Origin of the sequence: Streptomyces nanshensis, from assembly GCF_001751255.1 — a bacterium.
Taxonomy (GTDB): Bacteria; Actinomycetota; Actinomycetes; order Streptomycetales; family Streptomycetaceae; genus Streptomyces; species Streptomyces nanshensis_A.
The window spans coordinates 1-11479 of the sequence record NZ_LJGW01000309.1; the positions used below are offsets into that span (position 1 = coordinate 1).

Below are 11479 nucleotides of genomic sequence, written 5' to 3' on the forward strand. Positions count from 1 at the left end.
TCGCCTGCCGGGCGCGCCGGCGCGCCCGGCGATGAACTCACCGCCCCGGACAGGGAGTCGGGCCGCGCCCCTCATCTCACTCGTACTCGTACCGCTCCCAGACGATCCGCACCCGCCCCCACGCCGTGACCGCCCCGAGGGTGAGCCTCCGCCCCTCCAGGTGGTGGTCGCGTACCTGGTCCGTGCCGGTGAGGCCGGGGAAGGAGCCGGATTCGACGTGGTGGGTGACCGTGCCCGTGTCCCCGTCGACGGTGAAGGTGCCGAAGTAGCCGAAGTAGCCGGGCCAGGAACCGGTCATCTCCTCCTGGCTCGCCTGCCGCCAGTCCTCGCCGTCCGGCAACGGCCGGTGTGCCCAGACGAGTTGCGCGGACATCCGGCCGCCGCGGTCGTAGAGGAGCTGGCCGAGGGGATGCTCCCCCAGCGGACGGGACACCGTGCCGTCGGCCTCGGTGACCTCCCAGGACACCAGGCGCCAGGCTCCCAGCAGCAGTTCGCGGACCTCGTCCGCACGCGACGTCGTCATGGCGCCATTGAACCCTCCGCGCGGCCGCGTCTCCCCGCATGCGCGCGAGCGCGCCGCCGGCCGGCGCACGGGCCCGGTGCGTGCCTCAACCGGCGCCCTGGCGCTGCGCGTTGGCCAGCAGCGCCCGCACCCCGTCCAGGTCGAAGCGGGTGAGTCTGCCGGCCGACTCCGGTGTGCGGTGGCCGCCGTTGGGCGAGCACATCACGGGCCGTACGCCACCGGGCCCGGTGACGCACTCGTACGGCCCGGCGGTGCCGTCGCCGTCCAGGTCGCGGTTGGGGTGGTCGAGGCCGAGGGTGTGGAGGAGTTCGTGCACGAAGGTGTTGCGCAGCTTGTACGGGGCGATGTCCCAGGTGCCGTCGAAGTACTCGCTGTCCATGGTCACGACGCCGCCCGCAGCGACACCGTCCGGCGGGGCCGTGCACGGCAGCCCGAGGCTGTAGCCGCCGCGCCGCACAGGCCGGTACGCCTGTGTGTAGTGGATATGGCCCCGCGGCGGGCACCGGTCGGCGGCGACGCTCTCCCCCCCGCCGATCCTGATGCGCACCCCCGCCTCCCTCAACTGCCGGGCGGCCGCTGTCAGATACGGGGTGTAGCGCGTCTTCAGCCCGGCCGATCCGAAGGTCACCGTGTACGGGCGGACGGGAGAGACCGCGGTCACGCCGAGCCGCGAGGCCACCTGGAAGCCGGTGCCGCGGACGGCGGGACGGGCGCCGGACTCCGGGGTCACGCCGAAGGCGCAGGTCATCACGAGCGCGGCGCCGGCCGCGATGCCGGTCCTGAGCATGGGGCTCCTGTGGCGTCGTACGGACAGGCCGTCGTACCCACGCGGACGCTTGCGGAAGGGCCGTGCCGGACCTCCGGTTATCGCCCGGTTTCTTGCCCGATCGGATGATTGCTGCCCAACGCCGGCTCCCGGCATGCGGTCCCGTGCCGTCCGCGAGGCGCCGCCGCACGGGTTCGGCCCCCACGGATACGGCACGTACGGGTACGGGTGGCGGCGTACGACGAGCGGGGCCACGGCGCGGTCAGTAGATTCGGGGGAACAGCCGACAGGGGAATGGGCAGGAACCGTGACCGGATCGGAGATCGACTACGCCGCGCTCTTCGCGGAGCTGCCCAGCCCGAATCTGCTGCTCGACCCCGAGCTGACCATCGTCGACGCCAACCGCGCCTACCAGCGGGCGACGGGACGCTCCCGCGAGGACATCGTCGGCCAATACCTCTTCGACGCCTTTCCCGCCAACCCCGCCGATCCCCAGGCGGACGGCGTGCAGAATCTGCACGCGTCGCTGCTCCGCGTCCTGGAACTGGGACGGACGGACACGATGGCGCTCCAGAGGTACGACATCCCCGACGTCGGCCGCCCCGGCTGCTTCCAGGAGCGCTGGTGGTCGCCGGTCAACACTCCCGTCATGGGCCACGACGGCACGGTGCGGCTGATCATCCACCGGGTCGAGGACGTCACGGGCTTCGTCAAGGCCCGCAGCCCCCTCGGCGTACCGGACGGGCCGGACACGCTGCACGAGCAGAACACGGAAGCCGAGCTGTACGTACGGGCGCAGGAGCTCCAGAAGGTGAACGAGGAGCTGCGCCGGGCGCACGCCAGGGAGAGCCAGGTCGCTCTCACGCTCCAGGAGGCGATGCTCTACTCCCCCGACCTGCCACGGCCCGGCGTCGCGGTGCGCTATCTGCCGGCCGTCGGCACGCTCAACGTGTGCGGCGACTGGTACGACGTGACCGACGCACCGGGCAGCGGCTTCTCGGCGGCGGTCGGCGACGTCGTCGGGCACGGCCTGGAGGCGGCCGGGGTGATGGGGATGCTCCGCAGCGCGCTGAGCGCCGCGATGCGCGCCACGGACCGGCCCGCTCACGCGCTGCAGATCCTGGGCCTGTACGCGAACTCGGTCGAGGGGGCGCAGTCCGCCACCGCCGTCAAGGTCCGGGTGCACACGGACGAGCAGGTGATCGCGTACAGCAGCGCCGGACATCTGCCGCCCGTCCTGCTGCATCCCGAGGGCGACTGCGAGCTGCTGGACCAGGCGACCGATCCGCCGCTGGCCACCCGCGGTGAGACCGGCACCCGGCCGGAGGCGCGTACTCCGTACCGTCCGGGCGACTGTCTGGTGCTCTACACCGACGGGCTCATCGAGCGCCGCGACGAGGACATCGACGAGGGCATCGCCCGGCTGACCAGCGCCCTGGCCTTCAGCGGCGGACGCGACGCCGAGCAGGTCGCCGACGAAGTGCTGGCGCGGCTCGGGGTGAGCGAGGGCGCGCGCGACGACATCGCCCTGGTCGTCATCAACCTCTGATCGGCGGGCGGCGGCGCGGCGGATGGAGCGCCGGGCCGCCCGCCCGGCTCGCCCCGCCGCTCGCCGTGCTCCGCGCCGGACCGCTCGTCGTGTCCTCTGCCGTGTCCTCTGCCGTGTCAGTGTCAGAAGTCTTGTCACCGGTGCCGTCATCGGTCCTGTCACCGGCGCTGTCGCCGGTCCCGTCATCGGCCGTGCCGCCGGAGTCGTCGTCCTTCGCGGCGCCCGTGCTGCTTCCCGTGGTTCCCGTGCCGCCGCCCGGCGCTCCGCCCGTCTTCCCCGTCGTCTTGCCGGCCGCCCCGCGCCCGCGACGGCCCGGTGTGCCCCACCGTGTGGGCCGTTCCATCCGTGCCGGTGCGCTCCGTGCGGGCAGGCCCACCAGCGCCTCGACCTCGCCGGGCGCGTACGGAACGGGACCGTGCCACTCCAGGACCAGCACCGTGGCGTCGTCGCTCAGCCGCCCCCCGTGGTATTCGAGGTGGTGGGCGATGAAGCGGCGCAGGGTCTCCGGTACGGGCAGTCCGTCCGCGTGGTGCCGGATGAGGAAGTCGGTGAAGCGGTCGAGGCCGAACTCCTCGCCGCCGGGCATCCGGGCCTCGGTGATGCCGTCGGTGTAGAGCAACAGCCGGTCCCCGGGCTCCAGTTGGTCGTGGCACAGCCCCGGTGTGATGCCCAGCCCCGTCCCCATCGGGGGCGCCGGCGTGCAGCCGAGCTGGACGGCGGAGCGCCCGCCGCGGATGACGACCGGCGGGAAGTGGCCGCGGCTGATCCAGCTCAGCTCGCCGGTGTTGACGTCGAGGTCGGCGAGGACGCCCGTCGCGTAGCGGTTGTCCTCGAACTGCTCCACGAGGGCCTTCTCCACGCCGTTCGCCGTCTCGACGAGGGTGTGGCCCTGCCGCCTGTGGTTGCGGCAGGCGGCCACCGCGAGGTTCGCGGTCAGGCCCGCGGCGGTGTCGTGCCCCATGGCGTCGAAGACGCTGAGGTGGACGACGTCCCCGGTGAAGGCGTAGTCGAAGGCGTCGCCGCTGACCTGGTACGCGGGTTCCATGAGGGCACTGACCAGGGCACGGTCCGTCGCGGACGTACGCGGGGGCATCAGCCGCCACTCCATCTCCGCGGCGACGTTCATCCGGCGGCGGCGCACCAGCCGGGCGTAGGAGTCGCTGGTGCCGCGCTTGGTCACCAGCAGCAGCGCGACGAGCCCGGCCAGGTCCCGCAGCTCCTGTTTGGTCTGTGCGCCGTCCTCGCCGGTCGTGACCCGCATCATCCCGATCCGCTCCGTGCCGTCGAGGACGGGCACCCACCACTGGCCGCCGCCGGCGGAGGTGGGCAGGATCTCGCCGAGCTGGAAGGCGCGTCCCGGCACCGTGCCGTCGATGGGGAACTCGGTGGGCACCTCGCCGGACTCCCGGAGGTCTTCGGAGTTCTCGCCGGGCATCAGCGTCAGCATGGTCTGCCGCAGGTCGGCCAGGTACATCAGCACCTCGGGCCAGCCGTGGTGCCGCGCCTCCTCGCTCACCACGGTGGGAAGCTGGGTGAGCGTGACCAGATGGCTCGCGGCGATGATCTCCCCGAGCATCTCCGCCCGGGAGGATGCTGCCCTGGCCATCGAACGTCCTCCTTCGGCGTGACCGCTCGCCGCCCGCCGGCCCCGGTGCTGCCGGTGCGGCGGCCGGTCCCCGCGTGTCCGCGACCTTTCCTCCAGGCTGCACCCGCGGGTCCCGGGCCGCCAGCGAAGGCCGGCCCGGACCAGCGCACCCCGTCGGTCCTGGCGGCCCGGTCCGCGGCAGGAGAGGAGAATGCGCGGGGGTACGGCGAGGGGCCCGCGGTGCGTACGGGTCCCGCCGTCCGCGAGGGATGAGGAGGTCCCATGCCCGAGGTGGAGCTCTCCGCCGGAACGGTCGCGTACGAGGACTCGGGCGGCGACGGGCCCGTACTGGTCCTGCTGCACGGGCTGACGATCGACGGCTCGCTCTGGCAGGAGGTCGTCGCCGAACTGGGCCCGCACCACCGCTGTGTCCGGCCGACGCTGCCGCTCGGCGCGCACCGCACGCCGATGAAGCCCGGGGCCGATCTGTCGCTGCGCGGCATGGCCCTGCTCGTCGGGGAGTTCCTGGAGCGGCTGGACCTGCGGGACGTCACGCTCGTGCTCAACGACTGGGGCGGGGCGCAGATCCTGCTCTCGGAGGGACGTACGGAACGCATCGGCCGGGTCGTGCTGACCGCGTGCGAGGCGTTCGACAACTATCCGCCCGGACTGGCCGGGCGGCTCATCGCTCTCGCCCTCCGCGTGCCCGGCGGGCTCCGGCTGACCATGCAGGCGCTGCGGCTGCGGGCGGTGCGGCGGGCGCCCGGCGGCTGGGGCTGGATGAGCAAGCGGCCCGTGCCGGACGCCATGATGGACGCCTGGTTCGAACCGGCCCGCACCCGGCCGGAGATCCGCCGCGACCTCGCCGCGTACGCGCTGTCCGTACCGGACAGGGCGACGCTGCTGGAGTGGGCGGAGCGCATGCGCACCTTCACCGGGCCGGTGCTCGTGGTGTGGGCGACGGAGGACAGGCTGATGCCGCGCGAGCACGGGCGGCGGCTCGCGGAGCTCTTCCCGGACGGCCGGCTCGTCGAGATCGAGGACAGCTACACGCTGATCCCCGTCGACCAGCCGCGCCGACTGGCCGTGCTGCTGCGGGAGTTCGTGGCGGAGACGGCTTCCTGACGGGCCTCGGAGGGGAGCGCGGGCGGCGGTCCGTGGCGCGCGTACGGGCGGGTGCGCCCGCCCCGTGTGCCCGCGGGAGGACTCACCGCATACGCTGCTCGGCGTCCCTTCCGCCGCCGTATCCCGGGAGATCCACCGTGCTCGTGCTGTTGCCGCCGTCCGAGGGGAAGGCCGACGGAGGCCGGGGGCGCCCCTTCGACCCGGACGTGCTGTCCCTGCCGGAGCTGGCGCCGGCTCGCGAAGCGGTGCTGGAGGAGCTGACCGCGCTCTGCTCGGCCGACGAGGAGAAGGCACGCGAGGTGCTGGGCCTGAGCGAGGGGCTGCGCGGCGAGGTGGCCAAGAACGCGCGGCTGCGCTCGGCGCCCGCACGTCCCGCCGGGGAGATCTACACCGGCGTCCTCTACGACGCCCTCGGCCTGGACGGGCTCAGCCCCGCGGCGAAGCGGCGTGCCGCCCGCTCGCTGCTGGTCTTCTCGGGACTGTGGGGCGCCGTCGGGATCAAGGACCGCATCCCCTCCTACCGCTGCCCGGGCGGCCTGCGGCTGCCCGGACTCGGCGCGCTGAACGCGCACTGGCGGGGCCCGCTGGCCGCCGCGCTGCCCGCCGCCGCGGGGACGGGCCCGGTGCTCGACCTGCGCTCGACGGCGTATGCGCAGATGTGGAAGCCCACCGGCGAACTGGCCGAACGCACCGTCACCGTACGGGTGTTGCAGTCCTCCGTGGTGGACGGCGTGGAGAAGCGCACCGTCGTCAGCCACTTCAACAAGGCCACCAAGGGCCGGATCGTACAGGCCCTGCTGGAGGCGGGACCGCTGCCGGGCACCCCGGAGGCGCTGGTCGCGGCCGTACGCGGGCTGGGTTACGTCGTCGAGGACGCCGGGGAGCAGACGGAGCGGCGCAAGCCCGGGAAGCCGCGGGCCCTGGACGTGGTGGTCACGGAGCTGTAGGCGTCCGTCGCGCCGCGTCGGGGCGTTCAATTGCGCGGCGCGCAACGCGCGTTGCGCGGCGCGTTCCGCGAGGAGAGGATGCCCGCATGGCTGCCTCCGTCTCCCCGCCCCCCGAGCCGTCGTCGCTGCTGGGCCTGGCTCCCGTCATCCCCGTCGTCGTCCTGGAGGACGCCGCCGACGCCGTGCCGCTGGCCCGCGCCCTGGTGGCGGGCGGGCTGCCCGTCGTCGAACTGACGCTGCGCACACCGGCGGGCGTCGAGGCGATCCGGGCGGTCGCCGCAGAGGTCCCCGAGGCGGTCGTCGGCGCGGGGACCGTGCTGACCCCCGCCCAGGCGGAGGAGGCCGTGGACGCGGGCGCCCGCTTCCTCGTCAGCCCCGGCTGGACGGACCGGCTGCTGGCCGCGATGCGCGGCTGCGGGGTACCGGTGCTGCCCGGGGTCTCCACGGCCTCGGAGGTGGTCGCGCTGCTGGAGCGCGGGGTGACGGAGATGAAGTTCTTCCCGGCCGAGGCCGCGGGCGGCATCCCTTATCTGAAGTCCCTCGCCTCGCCGCTGCCGCAGGCCCGTTTCTGCCCGACCGGCGGCATCGACGAGGCGCGGGCGCCCGGCTATCTCGCACTGCCCAACGTCGGCTGTGTGGGCGGCACTTGGATGGTGCCGGGCGACGCGCTCGCCGCACAGGACTGGCCCCGCGTCCAGCGGCTCGCGGAGGGCGCCGCGGCCCTCGGCGGCTGACGGCGTACGCGCGGACGGAGCGGCAGGAGCGGGATCCGACCGCCGGAGGACCCGGGGGGGCGTCCCGCTCAGCGCAGATGGCTCGTGTCGTTCAGCAGCCGCACCGAGGCGTTGCCGTCCGCGTAGTAGGCGATCACCGAGAGACAGGCCGCCGACAGCTCCATGCGGAACAGCGCCGCGGGCGGCGCCTCCAACGCGAGCCGTACGAACGTCTTGACGGGCGTGACGTGCGTGACGAGCAGCACCGTCCTGCCCGCCCACTGCTTCAGCAGCCGGTCACGGGCGACGGCGACGCGCTCGGCGACCGTCGCGAAGCTCTCGCCGCCGCCGGTCGGACGGACCTCGGTGGACTCCAGCCACCGCTCCAGATCCTCCGGGTGCCGCTCGCGCACCTCGGCGAAGGTCAGGCCCTCCCAGGCGCCGAAGTCCGCCTCGCGCAGGCCCTCGTCGACGTGCACCTCGAGGCCCGTACGCTCCGCCACGGCCGACGCCGTCTGACGGCAGCGGCGCATCGGCGAGGTGACGATGCCCTGGAGCGTGCCGCGCGCGGCCATCAACTCGGCGGCGGCGTGCGCCTGTTGCCAGCCGGCCGCGGACAGTTCGGGGTCGGTGCCGCCGCTGCCGGAGAAGCGCTTCTCGGGGGTGAGCCGGGTCTCGCCGTGCCGCAGCAGGACGAAGGTGGTCGGCGGGCCGAGGTCCGGGCCCCAGCCGCTCTGCGGGGCGGACGTCTCGGCGGCGTCGTCCCCTGCCGGTGCCGCCGGGGAAGCCGGTGCCGGAACGACCGGGTCCGCGGCGGCGGACGGCTCCACCGGCGCGGACTCCCGTACGCGTCCGGAGACCGCCGTACGCGGGAGAGCCGCGCCCGAGGTCTCCGAGCGCGCCTGCGCCCGTGCCCTCTCGTCCGCGGCCTCCAGCTCCGCGGTGGAGGCGGCGGCCGACCACTGCTCGCCGCGCCGGCCCGCGTCCATCGCCTCGTTGGCGAGCCGGTCGGCGTGCTTGTTCTCCGCGCGCGGGATCCACTCGTAGCCGGTCACCGAGCCCGGCGGGAAGACGCGCTGCGCCTCCGCCGCCAGCGGCCGCATGTCCGGATGCTTGATCTTCCAGCGTCCCGACATCTGCTCCACGACGAGCTTGGAGTCCATGCGCACATGGACCGAGGCGTGCGGATCCAGCTCGTGCGCCGCGCGCAGGCCCGCGATCAACCCCCGGTACTCCGCGACGTTGTTGGTCGCCACGCCGATGAACTCGGCCGTCTCCCGCAGGACTTCGCCGCTCGCCGCGTCGCGTACGACCGCGCCGTAGCCGGCCGGCCCCGGGTTACCCCGCGAGCCGCCGTCCGCCTCGATGACGAAACCGCTGCCGGTCCCGCCGCGCCCGGCCGCCATCACAGACCGGACTCGGGCGTACGGACCAGGATGCGGCGGCAGTTCTCGCAGCGCACCACGGCGTCCTCGGGGGACTCGCGCACCTCGTTCAGCTCGGTGATGTTCAGCTCCAACTGACAGCCCTCGCAGCGACGTCGGAAGAGCCGGGCCGCGCCCACGCCGCCCTGCTGCTCGCGGATCTTCTCGTACAGCTTCAGCAGGTCCGCCGGCAGCGACCCGGCGGCCGACTCGCGCTCCTCGCGCACCCGTGCCGCCTCGGCGTCGATCTCGCGGACCGCCTCGTCGCGGCGGGCGACCGCGTCGCCGGACTTGGCCTCCACCGCCTCGACGCGCTGGGCCAGTTCCGCCGCGCGCTCGGCTGCGGACTCGTGCCGCTCCATGACCTCCAGGACGACGTCCTCCAGGTCCCCTTGGCGCTTGGCGAGGGAGGCGATCTCGCTCTGCAGGTTCTCCAGGTCCTTGGGGTTGGTGACCTGTCCGGAGTCCAGCCGCTTCTGGTCGCGGGCGGCGCGCTGGCGCACCTGGTCCACGTCCGACTCGGCCTTGGTCTGCTCGCGCGCGGTGTCGCTCTCCTCCGTACGGGAGGCGACGAGCAGATCGCGGAGCTGGGCGAGGTCGGCCTCCAGCGAGGTGATCTCCTCGTGCTCCGGCAGGTTCTTGCGCTTGTGTGCGAGCTGCGTCAGTCGCGTGTCCAGTCCCTGGACGTCCAGCAGTCGGATCTGATCGGCGGGCGCGGCGTTCAGTTGGGGGCTCCCGGGGTGATGTCGTGGTCGGCGCTGCGGTCGGAGTCGGAGTGGGCGGCGTCGGAGGGTGCGCAGGAGGCCGCGTGTGCCGTCCAGGGGTCGGTGACCCTGCGCGAGACATGCGTGCGCAGGCCCCAGCCGTGCCGGTCGGAGACCTCGTCGAGCTGTGCGGCGGCCTGTTCGCACCAGGGCCACTCGGTGGCGAAGTGCGCGGCGTCCAGCAGGGCCAGCGGCGAGTGTTCGCGCGCCTCGGAGACCGGGTGGTGGCGCAGGTCGGAGGTGAGATAGGCGTCGGCGCCCGAGGCGCGTACCTGCTCGAAGAGCCCGTCGCCGGAGCCCCCGCAGACGGCGAGGGTACGGATCTCCCGGTCCGGGTCGCCGGCGGCGCGTACGCCCTGCGCGGTGACGGGGAGGCGGCGCGCGGCCCACTCGGTCAGCTCCGACAGCCGCATGGGACGCGGGAGTTCGCAGACGCGGCCGAGACCGCGGCGGCCCGCGGCGTCGGCCGGATCGGGCACGAGGGGACGCAGCACCCGCAGGTCCAGGGCGCCGGCGAGGGCGTCGGAGACGCCCGGGTCGGCGGTGTCGGCGTTGGTGTGCGCGACGTGCAGGGCGACGCCGTGCCGGATCAGCGTGTGGACGACGCGGCCCTTGAAGGTGTCGGCGGCGACGGTCGTCGTGCCGCGCAGATACAACGGGTGGTGTGTGACGAGGAGTTGGGCGCCGAGCGCGACCGCCTCGTCGGCGATCTCCTGGACGGGGTCGACGGCGAAGAGAACCCGCTCGACCGTGGCCTCCGGGTTGCCGGCGTCGCCGCAGACGGTGCCGACGGCGTCCCACTGCTCGGCCCGCTCGCGCGGCCACAGGGCGTCGAGCGCGGCGATGACGTCGGAGAGTGCTGGCACGGGGGAAAGGCTACCCTCCGCGCCGCGCACGCCGACCGGCCGCCGTCCCGCCCCCAGGGCGCCCGCCGCGGACCCGGGCCTTGCGGCGTTCTCCGCCGCCGTACGGACCGCGCGGTGCGGCGTCGCGCAGCACATCGGCCCGGCATCGCGCAGGCAATTCGCACATCGGCCACTCATCTGCGTGAAGGACCCGGACTCGGATTGTTCGGGCGGAGAAGGGCGCCTAGCTTCCTGACTGGAGGTGACCGACCCATGACTGCCTGTGCTCCCGAGGCCCTCGTCGCGGACAGCCGGACGGCAAGGCACGCCACGTTCACGATCGCAGCCGACGGGGCCTACGCGGCCCGGCTCAACTCCTCCGCGGACGGCGGCTGGTTCCCCGAGCGCTGGACTCTCGACGGCCCCGAGCCGTATGCGGTCCCGCTGCCCGGAGACCGGTCCGAGGAGACCGACAGCCAGTTGCTGCCGCTCACGGACGGACGCGTCCTGATCGCCCGCCGCGAGGACGGCGCCCACCGGATCGCCCTGCTCTACCCGACGGGTCCGGGCACCGGCGAACTTCCCCTGGGCACCGTCGAGTCGGAGCGGCTCACGCTGCTCCCTCCCGCCCCGTGCGGGCGGCGCGCGTACGCCCTGACCGTGGGCGAGCACTCCACTCAGGTGTGGCTCGTCGCGGGCGGCGACAATCTGCCGCGGCGGGTGGCCGACGTGCCGGGCCGCTGCGCGGGCGGCGCCTGGCTGGACCGCGAGGGCAGGCTGCTCGCCGTCGACCGTACGGACATCGAGGGCACGGGCCGCACCAAGACGGTCGCCGTCGACCTGGGCCGCCAGGGCGAGGTCAGCCCGCTGCTGCAGATCACCGACGACAGCGACGACCTCCTGCTGCTGGCCGACGCGGACAGCGGCCTGCTGATCGTACGGTCCGACGCGCCCGGTGAATTCCGGCTGGGCTGGGGGGTGTTGGGCTCGCACCGGCCGGTGCGCTTCCCCGAATCCCTGCATCCCGAGGGGGCGTTGCTCACCCCGTTCGCCGTACAGCCCGGACAGATGCTGCTGCCGGAGAGCTGCGCGGTCGCGCTGCACGGGCAGACGGCGGGCGCGCGGGCGGGCGGCGCGTGGCTGGGCGTCTGGCGGCCGATGCAGCGGGAGTTGCGGCGCTTCCGCGCCCCCGCCGGATGGCTGCCGGGCAAGGGCGTGTGGACGCGGGAGGGCGAGCT

Annotated in this window: 10 protein-coding genes and 1 pseudogene; 5 read left to right on the plus strand and 6 right to left on the minus strand. The window is 74.0% G+C overall.

Annotated elements, in window-relative coordinates; translation table 11 throughout:
* Positions 1 to 76: 76 nt before the first annotated feature.
* Both AN218_RS18250 and AN218_RS18255 read right to left on the minus strand, forming a co-directional pair.
* Entirely contained in the window at positions 77 to 523 is a 447-nt protein-coding gene (locus AN218_RS18250) for a lipocalin-like domain-containing protein (RefSeq protein WP_070017961.1), read from the minus strand.
* 85 nt (positions 524 to 608) lie between these two features.
* The gene (locus AN218_RS18255) at positions 609 to 1310 is read right to left on the minus strand and encodes a hypothetical protein (RefSeq protein ID WP_070017962.1); all 702 of its coding nucleotides are present in this window, start codon (positions 1308 to 1310) and stop codon (positions 609 to 611) included.
* Between the two features lie 286 nt (positions 1311 to 1596).
* On the opposite strand from AN218_RS18255, the gene AN218_RS18260 reads away from it, so the two are divergent.
* A complete protein-coding gene (locus AN218_RS18260) occupies positions 1597 to 2838 on the plus strand; it encodes a PP2C family protein-serine/threonine phosphatase (protein WP_070017963.1) in 1242 nt (413 codons plus the stop codon).
* On the opposite strand, the gene AN218_RS18265 is transcribed toward AN218_RS18260, so the two are convergent.
* Complete coding sequence (locus AN218_RS18265; RefSeq protein ID WP_070017964.1) at positions 2828 to 4444, minus strand: PP2C family protein-serine/threonine phosphatase; 1617 nt, start codon at positions 4442 to 4444, stop codon at positions 2828 to 2830. The genes AN218_RS18260 and AN218_RS18265 overlap by 11 nt on opposite strands.
* Positions 4445 to 4705: 261 nt before the next feature.
* Here AN218_RS18265 and AN218_RS18270 point away from each other — a divergent pair, with 261 nt between their 5' ends.
* From AN218_RS18270 to eda, 3 genes are all read left to right on the plus strand, one after another.
* Positions 4706 to 5548: an alpha/beta fold hydrolase gene (locus tag AN218_RS18270; RefSeq protein ID WP_070017965.1), complete on the plus strand. Its 843-nt coding sequence runs from the start codon at positions 4706 to 4708 to the stop codon at positions 5546 to 5548.
* Positions 5549 to 5685: 137 nt separating this feature from the next.
* On the plus strand, positions 5686 to 6495 hold the full coding sequence (gene yaaA / locus AN218_RS18275; RefSeq protein WP_070017966.1) for a peroxide stress protein YaaA: 810 nt from the start codon (positions 5686 to 5688) through the stop codon (positions 6493 to 6495).
* A gap of 86 nt (positions 6496 to 6581) precedes the next feature.
* Positions 6582 to 7229 (plus strand): bifunctional 4-hydroxy-2-oxoglutarate aldolase/2-dehydro-3-deoxy-phosphogluconate aldolase, encoded by a 648-nt coding sequence (gene eda, locus AN218_RS18280; RefSeq protein WP_070017967.1) that lies wholly within the window; start codon positions 6582 to 6584, stop codon positions 7227 to 7229.
* 68 nt (positions 7230 to 7297) lie between these two features.
* On the opposite strand, the gene AN218_RS37550 is transcribed toward eda, so the two are convergent.
* The 3 genes from AN218_RS37550 to AN218_RS18295 are packed head-to-tail and all read right to left on the minus strand — an operon-like array spanning position 7298 to position 10262.
* Positions 7298 to 8614, minus strand: coding sequence for a bifunctional RNase H/acid phosphatase (locus AN218_RS37550; protein ID WP_070017968.1), 1317 nt, complete (start codon positions 8612 to 8614; stop codon positions 7298 to 7300).
* Positions 8614 to 9357 carry a zinc ribbon domain-containing protein gene (locus tag AN218_RS37555; RefSeq protein ID WP_070017969.1) on the minus strand — a complete coding sequence of 248 codons (744 nt, stop codon included), beginning with the start codon at positions 9355 to 9357 and terminating at the stop codon, positions 8614 to 8616. Before AN218_RS37555 ends, AN218_RS37550 begins: the two co-directional genes overlap by 1 nt.
* Positions 9354 to 10262, minus strand: a complete 909-nt coding sequence (locus AN218_RS18295) for a Nif3-like dinuclear metal center hexameric protein (protein WP_070017970.1) — start codon at positions 10260 to 10262, stop codon at positions 9354 to 9356. The genes AN218_RS37555 and AN218_RS18295 overlap by 4 nt, the downstream gene beginning before the upstream one ends.
* 252 nt (positions 10263 to 10514) lie before the next feature.
* On the opposite strand from AN218_RS18295, the pseudogene AN218_RS18300 reads away from it, so the two are divergent.
* A pseudogene (locus AN218_RS18300) lies at positions 10515 to 11479 on the plus strand (hypothetical protein); the annotation flags it as partial.